Below are 16,935 nucleotides of genomic sequence, written 5' to 3'. Positions count from 1 at the left end.
CACTGCGACAAGTGCATTAACTCTGAGATCCCGATATGTTACGTAACCCTATTCATTTGCGTCTGGAAAAGCTGGAAAGCTGGCAGCACGTTACTTTTATGGCCTGCCTGTGTGAACGCATGGCGCCCAATTACCGCGAGTTTTGCCAGAAAAGCGGGTTTGGTGATGGTCAGCTTTACCGGCGCATTCTCGACCTGTTGTGGGAAACGCTGGTAGTTAAAGACGCGAAAGTAAATTTTGACAGCCAGCTGGAGAAGCTGGAAGAAGCGATTCCTTCCGCGGACGATTACGATCTGTATGGTGTTTATCCTGCTATCGATGCCTGCGTTGCTCTTAGCGAACTGCTGCACTCCCGCTTAAGTGGTGAAACCCTGGCCCATGCGATTGCGGTCAGCGAGACGTCAATCACCACGGTGGCAATGCTGGAAATGACTCAGGCTGGTCGTGAAATGACCGAAGAAGAGTTAAAAGTGAATCCTGCCGTAGAAGAGGAATGGGATATCCAGTGGGAGATATTTCGCCTGCTTGCCGCCTGCGAGGACAGGGATCTGGAGTTGATAAAAGGGTTACGATCTGACCTGCGTGAATCCGGTATTAGTAATATCGGTATAAATTTTCAGCAGTAAGGCGACAAAACGTGACTTCAGGCCCGATTTGTAGCGCCTTTGGGCTTCACATTCGCCCCCAGTCTGGTCTACATTTGGGGGGCTGAAAAATGTGGCTATCGGTGCGTGTATGCAGGAGAGTGCCAGAAACTGGTTTTTCCCTCGCACTCGATGCTTAGCAAGCGATAAATACACTGTAAGGATAACTTATGAACAAGACTCAACTGATTGATGTAATTGCGGACAAAGCAGACCTGTCTAAGACCCAGGCTAAAGCTGCTCTGGAATCAACCCTGGCTGCGATTACTGAGTCTCTGAAAGACGGTGATGCTGTACAACTGGTTGGTTTTGGTACCTTTAAAGTTAACCACCGTGCTGAGCGTACTGGTCGCAATCCGCAGACTGGCAAAGAAATCAAAATTGCCGCTGCAAACGTGCCTGCATTTGTATCTGGTAAGGCACTGAAAGACGCAGTTAAGTAATCGTCTGACGGTGAAGAGTTTAAACAGGGGGGCGGTTTCGCCCCTTTTGTTTTAAATCGCAGGTTTAACAGAGTTAGCCGTTAATGGCCCCTTTCGCAACGTCTGGGGTGTGATACTCTTTTCCCATGAAATTATCCGCTTTCACCCGACCTCTTACTCTCGCCATGCTGATGCTGTTAGCAGGCTGTAGTTCGCATTCCGATCTCCCCGATTTTACCGCCAGCGGCTATCTTGCCGATCGCGGTGTGGTTCGCATCTGGCGTAAGAATCAGCACCAGCAGGTCGCACATCTGATGACGGTATATACCCCGTTTAACGGCGCTGCCACCGAGACCAGCGACTATCTCTGGCAGCAGGATAAACTGTTTTCGGTAGAGCGCCATGTAGCGGGCGATAAGCCTGAAGATGTGATGCTGCGTTTCGACCACGACGGGAACCTGAGCTTTATGCAGCGGCAGCTGTCCGGAAGGCGTGATGCGCTTACTCCTGACGAGGTAGCGCTGTATCAGTTTGATGCCCAGCGAATGCTGAAAATAAGCGATGATCTGTTATCCGGCAGTGTACTGCTCAAACAGGGGAGCTGGCAGCCTGATGGCACCGTTATTACCTGCCAGGGCAAAAGAGTGAAGCCTGAAATGGATGAGATGGAACTGGGGCATATTGCGCGTCAGCAGCGCGATGCGGCAGGCCCGGTCAGTATCGCCTGGCTGGAAGCGCCTGGCGGGACGCAGCTGCTGATGGCATCAGCCAGCGATCTCTGCAAGACCGAACCGAAAGAAGAGGGATTTTAAGCATAAATAAGGGCGATTGAACAACGCCCCTGGGGCTGGATCTGCTTAAAGGCGGTTCAGCGAACCGCCCCTGACAGGTTACTTACGATCTATCGCACGGTAACCGATATCTTTACGGCAGAAGCTGCCTTTCCATGAGATTGGACGGGCAAGCTCATAGGCACGTTTTTGAGCCGCTGCAACGTCTTCACCCAGCGCAGTAACGCACAGCACGCGGCCACCGTTAGTCACCACCAGGTCATCCTGTAATGTAGTGCCGGCATGGAACACCTTACCATCTGCCACTTCTTCCAGAGGCAGGCCGTGAATCTGTTCACCGTTAACGTAATCACCCGGGTAGCCGCCTGCTGCCAGAACCACGCCAAGTGACGGGCGCGGATCCCAGACTGAATCTTTCTCGTCCAGCTTGCCGTCAACGGCTGCCAGACAAAGATCAACCAGATCGGAGTTAAGACGCAGCATGATTGGCTGAGTTTCTGGATCGCCAAAGCGGCAGTTGAACTCGATCACTTTTGGCTGGCCGCTTTTATCGATCATCAGACCGGCATACAGGAAGCCGGTATAAACATTCCCTTCGTCTGCCATACCGCGCACCGTTGGCCAGATAACCTCGTCCATCACGCGCTGGTGGATCTCATCGGTCACCACCGGAGCAGGAGAGTAAGCGCCCATACCGCCCGTATTCGGTCCGGTATCGCCGTCGCCAACGCGTTTATGATCCTGGCTGGTGGCCATTGGCAGCACGTTTTTACCATCTACCATCACGATGAAACTGGCTTCTTCGCCATCGAGGAACTCTTCCACCACAATACGGTGGCCAGCATCGCCAAAGGCGTTCCCGGCCAGCATATCCTGAATGGCGTCTTCAGCTTCCTGCAACGTCATAGCGACAATCACACCTTTACCTGCCGCCAGGCCATCAGCCTTGATGACAATCGGAGCGCCTTTCTGACGTACGTAAGCCAGGGCGGGTTCTACTTCGGTAAAGTTCTGGTATTCACCCGTTGGAATTTTATGGCGTGCAAGGAAGTCTTTGGTAAAGGCTTTCGAACCTTCCAGCTGTGCAGCTGCCTGGGTTGGGCCGAAGATTTTCAGACCGGCAGCGCGGAATGCATCGACCACGCCAATAACCAGTGGTGCTTCCGGGCCTACGATGGTCAAATCGATCTGCTCATCACGGGCAAAGGTCAGCAGGGCAGGAATATCTGTCGGATCGATCGCTACGTTTTGCAGCGCAGGTTCCAGTGCAGTGCCCGCATTACCTGGAGCAACAAAAACAGTTTCAGCCAGTGGCGACTGAGCGGCTTTCCAGGCCAGCGCGTGTTCACGGCCGCCATTACCAATCACTAAAATTTTCATCTGAGGCTCCGTAATTAATGGCGGAAGTGGCGCATGTCGGTAAAGATCATCGCAAGGCCGTGTTCATCAGCGGCGGCGATCACTTCATCATCTCGAATTGATCCCCCTGGCTGAATCACGCAGGTAATACCCACGGCGGCAGCGGCATCGATTCCATCACGGAATGGGAAGAATGCATCAGAGGCCATGGCTGAACCTTTTACTTCCAGACCTTCATCGGCGGCTTTGATACCGGCAATCCTGGCGGAGTAAACACGGCTCATCTGACCTGCGCCTATACCGATGGTCATATTGTCACGTGCATAAACGATGGCGTTAGACTTCACAAACTTGGCCACTTTCCAGCAGAACAGCGCATCATGCAGTTCCTGTTCTGTTGGCTGACGCTGGCTGACAACGCGCAGCTGGCTTTCATTGACCATGCCGAGGTCGCGATCCTGTACCAGCAGGCCACCGTTAACACGTTTGAAGTCCAGACCGGTCTGGCGCTGCTGCCACTGCCCGCAGGTCAGTACGCGCACGTTCTGTTTGGCTGCGGTAACTTTCAGTGCGGCTTCGGTAGCAGAAGGCGCGATGATCACCTCAACGAACTGGCGGCTGATAATCGCCTGCGCTGTTGCTTCATCAAGTTCACGGTTGAAAGCAATAATGCCGCCGAAAGCAGAGGTCGGGTCTGTTTTGTAAGCGCGCTCGTAGGCATCAAGAATCGAACCACCAACCGCCACACCGCATGGGTTAGCATGCTTAACGATGACACAGGCTGGCTGATCAAACTCTTTAACGCACTCCAGCGCGGCATCGGTATCGGCAATGTTGTTATAAGAGAGCGCCTTGCCCTGTACCTGTTGTGCCGTTGCCACGGAAGCTTCGCTAACATTCTCTTCTATATAGAAGGCGGCGTCCTGATGGCTGTTTTCGCCATAACGCATATCCTGCTTCTTAATAAAGTTCAGGTTCAGCGTGCGGGGGAAGCGGCCGGAAGGTTCGGTGGTTTCACCATGGTAGGCAGGAACCAGACTACCGAAGTAGTTAGCAATCATGCTGTCATAGGCTGCGGTATGTTCGAAGGCTTTAATTGCCAGGTCGAAACGGGTAGCCAGCGTCAGCGAGTTATCATTGGCATCAAGCTCGGCCACGATAGTCTGATAATCACTGCTCTTCACCACAATCGCCACGTCTTTATGGTTCTTGGCGGCAGAGCGCACCATGGTAGGGCCGCCGATATCGATGTTTTCTACCGCATCTTCCAGCGAGCAACCTTCGCGGGCTACAGTCTGGGCAAAGGGGTAGAGGTTAACAACAACCATATCAATCGGAGAGATGCTGTGCTCGGCCATGATGGCATCATCCTGGCCGCGACGTCCTAAAATGCCACCATGCACTTTCGGGTGCAGCGTCTTGACGCGTCCATCCATCATTTCCGGGAAACCGGTATAGTCAGACACTTCCGTGACGGGCAGGCCGGCATCTGCCAGCAGACGCGCGGTGCCGCCGGTGGAAAGTAGCTCGACGCCACGTTGAGAAAGCGCCTGAGCGAATTCGAGGATACCGGCTTTGTCAGACACACTGAGCAGTGCGCGGCGTACAGGACGACGTTGTTGCATGAGGTTTATCCCTTGGCTTTGGATCGCATATAAAGAGCGTTATATGAAGCTTACTCTTTTCCTTTCTTCTATATAGAAGAAGAAAAGAGAGATTAAGGTTCATGTAACGCCCCTGAAGGGGCTTCCATTACGCGCGGGCATTGTAGCGAAAACGATTGCGCGATGCTCGTCAAAATTGTGGTCTCAGTATGAATGTGGATAAGTTTGTGCATAACAGGGTATAACAAGGGGTTTTGCTGGGGATTGCAGCAAACAGTCAAATTATCGCAAATTAGCCCTTGTCACCTGTCCAGAACTCCCTATAATGCGCAACCACTGAGACGGCACAACGGCTTACAGGCCAGCGGCTCAGGAGGTTCAGGAAGTATCTGAACCGCCGGAAAAAACTTCTCAAAAAGAAGTTGACTCCGAAGGAGGAAAGCGTAATATACGCCACCTCGCAACTGATGCTTCAGGCACTGATTGCACCGCTCTTTAACAATTTATCAGACAATCTGTGTGGGCACTCGCAGGATTGATATCAGTCACCTCCGGGTGACAAAAAATATCAAGTCTTAAGAGTGAACACATAATGAAATTCATTATGACGTTTTACACTTGAGCATCGCTGCACTTGTTGCAGCAAATCGAACTTTTAATTGAAGAGTTTGATCATGGCTCAGATTGAACGCTGGCGGCAGGCCTAACACATGCAAGTCGGACGGTAGCACAGAGGAGCTTGCTCCTTGGGTGACGAGTGGCGGACGGGTGAGTAATGCCTGGGAAACTGCCCGATGGAGGGGGATAACCACTGGAAACGGTGGCTAATACCGCATAACGTCTTCGGACCAAAGTGGGGGACCTTCGGGCCTCACACCATCGGATGTGCCCAGGTGGGATTAGCTAGTAGGTGAGGTAACGGCTCACCTAGGCGACGATCCCTAGCTGGTCTGAGAGGATGACCAGCCACACTGGGACTGAGACACGGCCCAGACTCCTACGGGAGGCAGCAGTGGGGAATATTGCACAATGGGCGCAAGCCTGATGCAGCCATGCCGCGTGTATGAAGAAGGCCTTCGGGTTGTAAAGTACTTTCAGTGGGGAGGAAGGCAGAGAAGTTAATAGCTTCGCTGATTGACGTTACCCGCAGAAGAAGCACCGGCTAACTCCGTGCCAGCAGCCGCGGTAATACGGAGGGTGCAAGCGTTAATCGGAATTACTGGGCGTAAAGCGCACGCAGGCGGTCTGTCAAGTCGGATGTGAAATCCCCGGGCTCAACCTGGGAACTGCATCCGAAACTGGCAGGCTAGAGTCTTGTAGAGGGGGGTAGAATTCCAGGTGTAGCGGTGAAATGCGTAGAGATCTGGAGGAATACCGGTGGCGAAGGCGGCCCCCTGGACAAAGACTGACGCTCAGGTGCGAAAGCGTGGGGAGCAAACAGGATTAGATACCCTGGTAGTCCACGCCGTAAACGATGTCGACTTGGAGGTTGTGCCCTTGAGGCGTGGCTTCCGGAGCTAACGCGTTAAGTCGACCGCCTGGGGAGTACGGCCGCAAGGTTAAAACTCAAATGAATTGACGGGGGCCCGCACAAGCGGTGGAGCATGTGGTTTAATTCGATGCAACGCGAAGAACCTTACCTGGCCTTGACATCCACGGAATTTTGCAGAGATGCGAAAGTGCCTTCGGGAACCGTGAGACAGGTGCTGCATGGCTGTCGTCAGCTCGTGTTGTGAAATGTTGGGTTAAGTCCCGCAACGAGCGCAACCCTTATCCTTTGTTGCCAGCGGGTAATGCCGGGAACTCAAAGGAGACTGCCGGTGATAAACCGGAGGAAGGTGGGGATGACGTCAAGTCATCATGGCCCTTACGGCCAGGGCTACACACGTGCTACAATGGCGCATACAAAGAGAAGCGACCTCGCGAGAGCAAGCGGACCTCATAAAGTGCGTCGTAGTCCGGATCGGAGTCTGCAACTCGACTCCGTGAAGTCGGAATCGCTAGTAATCGTAGATCAGAATGCTACGGTGAATACGTTCCCGGGCCTTGTACACACCGCCCGTCACACCATGGGAGTGGGTTGCAAAAGAAGTAGGTAGCTTAACCTTCGGGAGGGCGCTTACCACTTTGTGATTCATGACTGGGGTGAAGTCGTAACAAGGTAACCGTAGGGGAACCTGCGGTTGGATCACCTCCTTACCTGAAGATACCTTCCCGCGCAGTGTCCACACAGATTGTCTGATAGAAGTAACGAGCAAAGTAGTACCCGAGTCCCCATCGTCTAGAGGCCCAGGACACTGCCCTTTCACGGCTGTAACAGGGGTTCGAATCCCCTTGGGGACGCCATACCGGTAACGACGTGAAAGACGTTGCCACCCAGTATCTCAAAGCTGACTTTAACGAGTCATGTTTGAGATATTTGCTCTTTAACAATCCGGAACAAGCTGAAAATTGAAACGACATGTCGTTTTCATTCTCCGTAAATAAGAATGAAATCAACGATATGTTCGAGTCTCTCAAATGCTCGCAACAGCAATGTGTCCTCCGGGACGCTTGTGGGTTGTGAGGTTAAGCGACTAAGCGTACACGGTGGATGCCTAGGCAGTCAGAGGCGATGAAGGGCGTGCTAATCTGCGATAAGCGTCGGTAAGGTGATATGAACCGCAACACCGACGATACCCGAATGGGGAAACCCAGTGTGCTCCGGCACACTATCATGTCATGAATACATAGTGGCATGAGGCGAACCGGGGGAACTGAAACATCTAAGTACCCCGAGGAAAAGAAATCAACCGAGATTCCCCCAGTAGCGGCGAGCGAACGGGGAACAGCCCAGAACCTGAATCAGTTTGTGCATTAGTGGAAGCGTCTGGAAAGTCGCAGGGTACAGGGTGATACTCCCGTACACAAAAATGCACTTGCTGTGAGTTCGATGAGTAGGGCGGGACACGTGACATCCTGTCTGAATATGGGGGGACCATCCTCCAAGGCTAAATACTCCTGACTGACCGATAGTGAACCAGTACCGTGAGGGAAAGGCGAAAAGAACCCCGGCGAGGGGAGTGAAAAAGAACCTGAAACCGTGTACGTACAAGCAGTGGGAGCACCTTCGTGGTGTGACTGCGTACCTTTTGTATAATGGGTCAGCGACTTATATTCTGTAGCAAGGTTAACCGTATAGGGGAGCCGCAGGGAAACCGAGTCTTAACTGGGCGTTAAGTTGCAGGGTATAGACCCGAAACCCGGTGATCTAGCCATGGGCAGGTTGAAGGTTGGGTAACACTAACTGGAGGACCGAACCGACTAATGTTGAAAAATTAGCGGATGACTTGTGGCTGGGGGTGAAAGGCCAATCAAACCGGGAGATAGCTGGTTCTCCCCGAAAGCTATTTAGGTAGCGCCTCGTGAACTCATCTCCGGGGGTAGAGCACTGTTTCGGCTAGGGGGCCATCCCGGCTTACCAACCCGATGCAAACTGCGAATACCGGAGAATGTTATCACGGGAGACACACGGCGGGTGCTAACGTCCGTCGTGAAGAGGGAAACAACCCAGACCGCCAGCTAAGGTCCCAAAGTCATGGTTAAGTGGGAAACGATGTGGGAAGGCACAGACAGCCAGGATGTTGGCTTAGAAGCAGCCATCATTTAAAGAAAGCGTAATAGCTCACTGGTCGAGTCGGCCTGCGCGGAAGATGTAACGGGGCTAAACCATGCACCGAAGCTGCGGCAGCGATACGCAAGTATTGTTGGGTAGGGGAGCGTTCTGTAAGCCGTCGAAGGTGGCCTGTGAGGGCTGCTGGAGGTATCAGAAGTGCGAATGCTGACATAAGTAACGATAAAGCGGGTGAAAAGCCCGCTCGCCGGAAGACCAAGGGTTCCTGTCCAACGTTAATCGGGGCAGGGTGAGTCGACCCCTAAGGCGAGGCCGAAAGGCGTAGTCGATGGGAAACGGGTTAATATTCCCGTACTGGGTGTTACTGCGAAGGGGGGACGGAGAAGGCTATGTTAGCCGGGCGACGGTTGTCCCGGTTTAAGCATGTAGGCTTGAGTTCCAGGCAAATCCGGAACTCTTTAAGGCTGAGGTGTGATGACGAGGCACTACGGTGCTGAAGTAACAAATGCCCTGCTTCCAGGAAAAGCCTCTAAGCATCAGGTAACATCAATCGTACCCCAAACCGACACAGGTGGTCAGGTAGAGAATACCAAGGCGCTTGAGAGAACTCGGGTGAAGGAACTAGGCAAAATGGTGCCGTAACTTCGGGAGAAGGCACGCTGGCGCGTAGGTGAAGGGACTTGCTCCCGGAGCTGAAGCCAGTCGAAGATACCAGCTGGCTGCAACTGTTTATTAAAAACACAGCACTGTGCAAACACGAAAGTGGACGTATACGGTGTGACGCCTGCCCGGTGCCGGAAGGTTAATTGATGGGGTTATCCGCAAGGAGAAGCTCTTGATCGAAGCCCCGGTAAACGGCGGCCGTAACTATAACGGTCCTAAGGTAGCGAAATTCCTTGTCGGGTAAGTTCCGACCTGCACGAATGGCGTAATGATGGCCAGGCTGTCTCCACCCGAGACTCAGTGAAATTGAACTCGCTGTGAAGATGCAGTGTACCCGCGGCAAGACGGAAAGACCCCGTGAACCTTTACTACAGCTTGACACTGAACATTGAGCCTTGATGTGTAGGATAGGTGGGAGGCTTTGAAGCGTGGACGCCAGTCTGCGTGGAGCCAACCTTGAAATACCACCCTTTAACGTTTGATGTTCTAACCTGGCGCCGTGATCCGGCGTGGGGACAGTGTCTGGTGGGTAGTTTGACTGGGGCGGTCTCCTCCTAAAGAGTAACGGAGGAGCACGAAGGTCAGCTAATCACGGTCGGACATCGTGAGGTTAGTGCAATGGCATAAGCTGGCTTGACTGCGAGAGTGACGGCTCGAGCAGGTGCGAAAGCAGGTCATAGTGATCCGGTGGTTCTGAATGGAAGGGCCATCGCTCAACGGATAAAAGGTACTCCGGGGATAACAGGCTGATACCGCCCAAGAGTTCATATCGACGGCGGTGTTTGGCACCTCGATGTCGGCTCATCACATCCTGGGGCTGAAGTAGGTCCCAAGGGTACGGCTGTTCGCCGTTTAAAGTGGTACGCGAGCTGGGTTTAGAACGTCGTGAGACAGTTCGGTCCCTATCTGCCGTGGGCGCTGGAGAATTGAGAGGGGTTGCTCCTAGTACGAGAGGACCGGAGTGAACGCACCACTGGTGTTCGGGTTGTCATGCCAATGGCATTGCCCGGTAGCTAAGTGCGGAAAAGATAAGCGCTGAAAGCATCTAAGCGCGAAACTTGCCTCGAGATGAATTCTCCCTGACTCCTTGAGAGTCCTGAAGGGACGTTGAAGACTACGACGTTGATAGGCCGGGTGTGTAAGCGCAGCGATGCGTTGAGCTAACCGGTACTAATGACCCGTGAGGCTTAACCTTACAACGCCAGAAGCGTTCTGGTGAGCGTTATGAGAGACGCGAAGACAATTTTCAGCCTGTACCGGATAAAGAATTTATCTGTCCTCCTGCGGAGTCAATTCCGAAGGATTTTGTGCTGTGACAAGGCGACCAGCGAAGTGAGTGAAGGAGCATACACAGGTATGTGACTGAGCTTGCGAGCGCAGGCAACGCAGTCAGAGCGCAAAAGACACAGGACAGAGCACAGAATTTGCCTGGCGGCTTTAGCGCGGTGGTCCCACCTGACCCCATGCCGAACTCAGAAGTGAAACGCCGTAGCGCCGATGGTAGTGTGGGGTCTCCCCATGCGAGAGTAGGGAACTGCCAGGCATCAAACGAAGAAAGAACCCCGACCGAAAGGTTGGGGTTTTTTTTCGTCTGTTGTTTGTCCGCCATTCACCCGTTATTACCCAATTCACCTGATTCTATCTAAAACAATAGCTTAGATTTGCTGAATCGAAGCCTTTTATCCTCCGCTTTTGCTCCTTTTCTGGCTATTTTCTTCCAGACCTCTACTCTTTAATGTTCAATCAGATGAAAGATTTTCAAGAACCGGATGAGGACTCGACATTCGGTCGCTTGCACGTTATCTTTAGCTGTCTGGATGTCTAAACGTATAAATGTATAAACGTATGTAGTGAGGAAGCAGGTCATGCCGATCAGGGTACCCGACGAATTACCAGCCGTAAGTTTTTTGCGCGACGAGAACGTCTTTGTGATGACGTCTTCGCGTGCCAGCACGCAGAATATCCGCCCGCTGAAAGTGCTGGTACTCAATCTGATGCCGAAAAAGATCGAAACTGAAAATCAGTTTTTACGTCTGCTTTCCAATTCACCGCTACAGATCGATATCCAGCTGCTGCGTATCGACAGCCGCGAATCACGTAACACCCCATCTGAGCACCTGAACAATTTTTACTGTAATTTCGAAGATATTCAGAATGATAATTACGATGGACTGATCGTTACCGGCGCACCGCTAGGGTTGGTCGACTTCTGTGATGTGGCCTATTGGCCGCAAATTCAGAAAGTGCTGCACTGGGCGAAAGAGCATGTCACCTCAACGCTGTTTGTCTGTTGGGCAGTACAGGCGGCTCTTAATATCCTGTATGGCATTCCAAAACAGACGCGTGACAACAAACTATCTGGCGTATTTGAACATCAAATCTTACATCCTCATGCGCTCTTAACCCGCGGCTTTGACGATACATTCCTTGCTCCGCATTCACGCTATGCCGATTTCCCAACCCAGTTACTGCGCGATTACACAGACCTGGAAATCTTTGCCGAATCTGAGCAAACCGGGGCTTACCTGTTTGCCAGTAAAGATAAACGCCTGGCCTTTGTAACCGGCCACCCGGAATATGACGCACTAACGCTATCCGGTGAATTCCATCGAGATTTTGATGCGGGACTGAACCCGGAAGTACCCTTTAATTACTTCCCTAATGACAATCCAGCGCTGCCACCGCGTGCCAGCTGGCGCAGTCACGGTAACCTGCTGTTCTCCAACTGGCTGAACTATTATGTATATCAGATCACTCCGTTCGATCTGCGCCATATGAATCCGACGCTCGAATAGTCACCTCCCCACTTCCCTTATCAGGTGGATCCCCGATCCACCTCGATCATACGTTGCTCCGACTCCTTTTTTTGCTGAATCCTGTCACCCCGATCGCGATCCCATTTTTTATGAAAACATCTTCCTGTTAATAAGTAGATTTAAATCTATTGAAATCATATTGTTAAATCAAAGTTAATAAAAAAATGGAAATAGCTTTTGATTTTAAAAATTAACTGATGATATTTTGATCCTGTAGCTCAAAGATTGTTCGAAGAAGATCGCCGGGTAAAGCATGGCGTACCCGTAAGCATCGATGACAGGAGCAAACAGATGACACAACAGGTAATCAGCAGTGAACTGGCCTTTCAACACGCATTTGGTCAGGATGAGCAGCAAATTCTTACTGATGAAGCCATCGATTTTCTAAGTGAACTGGTGGTGAAATTCACTCCGCAACGCAATGCACTGCTGGCGGAACGTGAGCAGGCACAGCGAAATATCGATAACGGAAACCTTCCTGATTTTATTTCGGAAACTGATTCCATTAAAAATATCGAATGGAAAATTCGCGGTATACCCGCGGACTTACAGAACCGAAGAGTCGAGATCACCGGCCCGGTAGAGCGCAAGATGGTGATCAATGCGCTCAATGCCAATGTGAACGTATTTATGGCGGATTTTGAGGATTCGCTGGCACCGGCCTGGGACAAAGTCATCAGTGGACAGATCAACCTGCGCGATGCTGTCAACGGCACCATCAGTTACACCAATGATGCAGGAAAGATCTACCAGCTGAAGCCCGATCCGGCGGTGCTTATCTGCCGTGTTCGCGGGCTGCATCTGCCTGAAAAACATGTCACATGGCAGGATAAGCCGATCCCGGGCAGCCTGTTTGATTTTGCGCTCTACTTCTTTCACAACGTCGATGCGCTGTTAGCCAAAGGGAGTGGGCCATATTTTTACCTGCCGAAAACTCAGTCGTACAAGGAAGCAGCATGGTGGGGCGAGGTCTTCAGTTTTGCTGAGGATCGTTTCGATCTTCCGCGAGGAACGATCAAGGCCACGCTATTGATCGAAACGTTGCCAGCAGTATTTCAGATGGACGAGATCCTCTGGCATCTGCGCGATCATATTGTCGGGCTGAACTGTGGCCGTTGGGATTATATCTTCAGCTATATCAAAACCCTGAAAAATCATCCGGATCGTGTCCTGCCGGATCGTCAGTCGGTGACAATGGATCAGGGCTTCCTCGATGCCTATTCCCGCCTGCTGATCAAAACTTGTCACCGACGTGGCGCATTTGCTATGGGAGGAATGGCGGCGTTTATTCCGAGTAAAGATGCTGAACGCAATCAGTGGGTGCTCGACAAAGTGCAGGCCGACAAACAGCGTGAGGCGGCTAACGGCCACGACGGCACATGGATTGCCCACCCGGGGCTTGCCGATACCGTAAAGGCCATTTTTGACCAGGCGCTCGGCGCAAGACCGAATCAGCTACAGGTAATGCGTGATCAGGATGCGGAGATCAGCGCAGCAGAGTTGCTGGCACCCTGCCCGGGTGAGCGTACGGAAGCCGGTATGCGCGCCAATATTCGAGTTGCCGTGCAGTACATCGAAGCCTGGATCAGCGGTAACGGCTGTGTACCCATTTACGGGCTGATGGAAGACGCCGCCACCGCTGAGATTTCACGTACCTCCATCTGGCAATGGATCCATCATCGCAAAACGTTACAAGGCGGTGAAGTAGTGACAGAAGCACTGTTCCGCCAGATGTTGCAAGAAGAGTTACAGGTGATCCGACAAGAACTGGGTGACCCACGTTACAGCGCAGGACGCTTTGATGAAGCCGCCTCGCTAATGGAACGCATTACCACTGAACCCGAACTGGTTGAGTTTCTGACTCTCCCTGGTTACCGCCTACTTCCCTGAATATTGACAAGGAGCTCCACCATGACTTCTCGTACCCAACAGATTCAGCAGACAGAACAAACCTGGCGCGATGCACGCTGGGAAGGCATCACCCGTCCATACAGCGCTGAGGAAGTGGTCAGGCTACGTGGCTCAGTTAACCCGGTCTGTACGCTGGCGGAAAATGGCGCGCAAAGACTCTGGGCGTTGCTTAACGGCGGAGCGAAGAAGGGCTATATCAATAGTCTGGGCGCGTTAACCGGCGGTCAGGCGCTGCAACAGGCAAAAGCGGGCATTGAGGCCATCTACCTCTCTGGCTGGCAGGTTGCGGCAGATGCTAACCTGGCGGCCAGCATGTATCCGGATCAGTCGCTCTATCCAGCGAACTCGGTGCCATCGGTGGTGGAACGTATCAATAATACTTTCCAGCGCGCCGATCAGATTCAGTGGTCTTCCAATATTGAACCCGGCGATCCGCGCTATGTGGATTATTTCCTGCCAATAGTGGCCGATGCGGAAGCGGGATTTGGTGGCGTATTAAATGCCTTCGAACTGATGAAATCAATGATCCAGGCGGGGGCAGCAGGTGTGCATTTTGAAGATCAGCTGGCCTCGGTGAAGAAGTGCGGCCATATGGGCGGAAAAGTGCTGGTTCCTACCCAGGAAGCGATTCAGAAACTGGTCGCTGCACGGCTGGCTGCCGATGTGATGGGGGTGCCAACGGTGTTAATCGCCCGTACGGATGCCGATGCAGCCGATTTGATCACCTCTGACTGTGATGAATATGACCGTGAATTTATCAGCGGAGAGCGCACGCCGGAAGGCTTCTTCCGCACCCATGCCGGCGTAGAACAGGCGATCAGCCGTGGTCTGGCCTATGCACCTTATGCTGATGTGATCTGGTGTGAAACCTCAAAGCCTGATCTTGAGCAGGCGCGACGCTTTGCTGAGGCTATCCATGCTCGCTTCCCTGGCAAGCTGCTGGCCTATAACTGCTCACCGTCATTTAACTGGAAAAAGAACCTCGACGACAGCACCATCGCTCGTTTCCAACAGGAGCTGTCAGAGATGGGCTACAAATACCAGTTCATCACCCTGGCAGGGATCCACAGCATGTGGTTCAACATGTTCGACCTCGCACAGGCCTATGCGCAGGGAGAGGGGATGCGTCACTACGTAGAAAAAGTGCAGCAACCGGAATTTGCCGCAATCAAACAGGGCTATACCTTCTCCTCACACCAGCAGGAAGTGGGCACTGGTTACTTTGATCACGTCACTACCATTATTCAGGGTGGAGCATCATCGGTAACAGCATTAACCGGATCGACGGAAGAAGATCAGTTCTGACCCGGGCAGCACACATCACAGGGGGCGGGCGCACCCGTCCCTTCGTCATGCCATCACCGGAGGTGAACCATGACCGTACTGGATACCCTGATTGCCCGCACCATTCTGCAAGGATTTGACGCGCAGTATGGCCGCTTCCTTGAAATCACTGCCGGGGCGCAGCAGCGCTTTGAGCAGGCAGACTGGCAGGCGGTTCAGCTGGCGATGAAAGCCCGTATTCATCTCTATGACCACCATGTCGGATTGGTTGTGGAACAGCTGCGCTGTATTACTGCCTCACAGTCGAAAGATCGTGATTTTCTCCTGCGGGTAAAGGAGATTTACACGCATCTGCTGCCGGATTATCCGCGCTTTGAAATTGCCGAAAGCTTTTTTAACTCGGTTTACTGCCGTCTGTTCAGCCATCAGTCGCTGACACCGGAACGGCTGTTTATCTTCAGTTCTCAGCCGGAACAACGATTCCGTACCATCCCGCGCCCGCTGGCAAAAACATTCAGCGCCGTTGATGGCTGGCGGCCGTTGCTGAACCGGTTACTGCACGATCTGCCGCTGCGCCTGCCGTGGCAAAATATGGCGCGTGACATCGACTATATCGTTGCACATTTGCGAGAAAATTTTACTGCCAGCGAACTACAACAGGCGAGTTTGCAGGTGGCGAATGAGCTGTTTTATCGTAACAAAGCTGCCTGGCTGGTAGCTAAACTTCGTACGCCAGCGGGCGTTTGTGCTTTCCTGTTGCCGATTCACCGCAGCGAAGAAGGGGAGCTATTTATTGATACCTGCCTGACGCGCAACCGTGAGGCCAGCATTGTCTTCGGTTTCGCCCGCTCCTATTTTATGGTTTATGCCCCTTTACCGGCGGCGCTGGTTGAGTGGCTGCGTGAAATTCTGCCGGGGAAAACCACCGCAGAGCTCTATATGGCGATTGGCTGCCAAAAACATGGTAAAACCGAAACTTACCGTGAATACCTCAACTATATGAGGGCAACAGACGAACAGTTTGTGATTGCTCCCGGGGTGCCGGGCCTGGTGATGCTGGTGTTCACTCTGCCGGGATTTGACCGGGTATTTAAAGTGATAAAAGACCGCTTTGCCCCGCAAAAAGAGGTGACGCCAGAGCGGGTGCGCCAGTGCTATCAGCTGGTGAAAGAGCACGATCGCGTGGGAAGAATGGCAGACACCCAGGAGTTCGAAAACTTTGCGATTGAAGAGAAACGTCTCAGCCCGGCGCTGCTTGCCCTGCTGGAACGCGAAGTGCCCGAGAAACTCCAGCGTCACGGTGAAATGCTGACCATCAGCCATCTTTATATGGAGCGCCGTATGACGCCGCTTAACCTGTGGCTGGAGCAGGCCGATGCGCACCAGCGGCGTGAGGCCATTGAAGAGTATGGCAATGCGGTGAAGCAGCTGGCAGCCGCGAATATTTTCCCCGGCGATATGCTGTATAAAAACTTCGGCGTTACCCGTCACGGGCGTGTAGTGTTTTATGACTACGATGAGATCAGCTATATGACCGAGGTTAACTTCCGCGATATTCCAGCGGCGCGCTACCCTGAGGATGAGTTAAGTCATGAGCCCTGGTACAGCGTGTCACCAGAAGATGTCTTCCCGGAAGAGTTCCGTCACTATCTGTGTGCAGATCCGGCAATTGCCACGCTGTTTGATGAGATGCATGCGGAGCTGTTCCACGCTGACTTTTGGCGCGGTCTGCAACAGCGTATCCGTGCAGGCCATATAGAAGATGTATTCGCCTACCGTCGCCGTCAGCGCTTCAGCCAGCGTTATCCAACAGCCGTTACTTAAAGGG

General features: G+C 52.6%; 9 protein-coding genes, 1 tRNA gene and 3 rRNA genes. 11 read left to right on the top strand and 2 right to left on the bottom strand.

Annotation, left to right across the window (positions count from 1 at the left end):
- The first annotated feature begins 35 nt into the window (after window positions 1-35).
- The 3 genes from GN242_RS19700 to GN242_RS19690 all read left to right on the top strand — a co-directional run bounded on the left by GN242_RS19700 (window position 36) and on the right by GN242_RS19690 (window position 1,878).
- Window positions 36-626 (top strand): YjaG family protein, encoded by a 591-nt coding sequence (locus GN242_RS19700; RefSeq protein ID WP_154754580.1) that lies wholly within the window; start codon window positions 36-38, stop codon window positions 624-626.
- 188 nt (window positions 627-814) lie between these two features.
- Window positions 815-1,087, top strand: a complete 273-nt coding sequence (gene hupA, locus GN242_RS19695; RefSeq protein WP_154754579.1) for a nucleoid-associated protein HU-alpha — start codon at window positions 815-817, stop codon at window positions 1,085-1,087.
- 125 nt (window positions 1,088-1,212) lie between these two features.
- A complete protein-coding gene (locus GN242_RS19690) occupies window positions 1,213-1,878 on the top strand; it encodes a DUF1481 domain-containing protein (RefSeq protein WP_154754578.1) in 666 nt (221 codons plus the stop codon).
- Between the two features lie 78 nt (window positions 1,879-1,956).
- Here GN242_RS19690 and purD read toward each other — a convergent pair whose 3' ends face one another.
- Together purD and purH are read right to left on the bottom strand one after the other, a co-directional pair.
- Window positions 1,957-3,237, bottom strand: a complete 1,281-nt coding sequence (purD, locus tag GN242_RS19685) for a phosphoribosylamine--glycine ligase (RefSeq protein ID WP_156288079.1) — start codon at window positions 3,235-3,237, stop codon at window positions 1,957-1,959.
- A 14-nt stretch (window positions 3,238-3,251) separates the two neighbouring features.
- Complete coding sequence (gene purH / locus GN242_RS19680; protein ID WP_154754576.1) at window positions 3,252-4,841, bottom strand: bifunctional phosphoribosylaminoimidazolecarboxamide formyltransferase/IMP cyclohydrolase; 1,590 nt, start codon at window positions 4,839-4,841, stop codon at window positions 3,252-3,254.
- 635 nt (window positions 4,842-5,476) lie between these two features.
- On the opposite strand from purH, the gene GN242_RS19675 reads away from it, so the two are divergent.
- The 8 genes from GN242_RS19675 to aceK all read left to right on the top strand — a co-directional run bounded on the left by GN242_RS19675 (window position 5,477) and on the right by aceK (window position 16,931).
- Window positions 5,477-7,019 (top strand): 16S ribosomal RNA (locus tag GN242_RS19675).
- Between the two features lie 71 nt (window positions 7,020-7,090).
- Window positions 7,091-7,166: transfer RNA gene (locus GN242_RS19670), tRNA-Glu, on the top strand.
- Between the two features lie 220 nt (window positions 7,167-7,386).
- Window positions 7,387-10,291: ribosomal RNA gene (locus tag GN242_RS19665) — 23S ribosomal RNA — on the top strand.
- Window positions 10,292-10,523: 232 nt separating this feature from the next.
- Window positions 10,524-10,639 (top strand): 5S ribosomal RNA (rrf, locus tag GN242_RS19660).
- Together the 16S, 23S and 5S rRNA genes with 1 tRNA gene alongside form the textbook arrangement of a ribosomal RNA operon.
- A 322-nt stretch (window positions 10,640-10,961) precedes the next feature.
- The gene (gene metA / locus GN242_RS19655; protein WP_154754202.1) at window positions 10,962-11,891 is read left to right on the top strand and encodes a homoserine O-acetyltransferase MetA; all 930 of its coding nucleotides are present in this window, start codon (window positions 10,962-10,964) and stop codon (window positions 11,889-11,891) included.
- 312 nt (window positions 11,892-12,203) lie between these two features.
- Entirely contained in the window at window positions 12,204-13,802 is a 1,599-nt protein-coding gene (gene aceB, locus GN242_RS19650; RefSeq protein ID WP_156288078.1) for a malate synthase A, read from the top strand.
- A 21-nt stretch (window positions 13,803-13,823) separates the two neighbouring features.
- Complete coding sequence (gene aceA / locus GN242_RS19645) at window positions 13,824-15,128, top strand: isocitrate lyase (RefSeq protein ID WP_156288077.1); 1,305 nt, start codon at window positions 13,824-13,826, stop codon at window positions 15,126-15,128.
- Between the two features lie 69 nt (window positions 15,129-15,197).
- Complete coding sequence (gene aceK, locus GN242_RS19640) at window positions 15,198-16,931, top strand: bifunctional isocitrate dehydrogenase kinase/phosphatase (protein WP_154754205.1); 1,734 nt, start codon at window positions 15,198-15,200, stop codon at window positions 16,929-16,931.
- Window positions 16,932-16,935: the final 4 nt, after the last annotated feature.

It is taken from the genome of Erwinia sorbitola (genome assembly GCF_009738185.1).
Lineage (GTDB): Bacteria > Pseudomonadota > Gammaproteobacteria > Enterobacterales > Enterobacteriaceae > Erwinia > Erwinia sorbitola.
The sequence above is the reverse complement of the archived record's forward strand: the minus strand, read 5'-3'. Positions and strand labels throughout refer to the sequence as shown.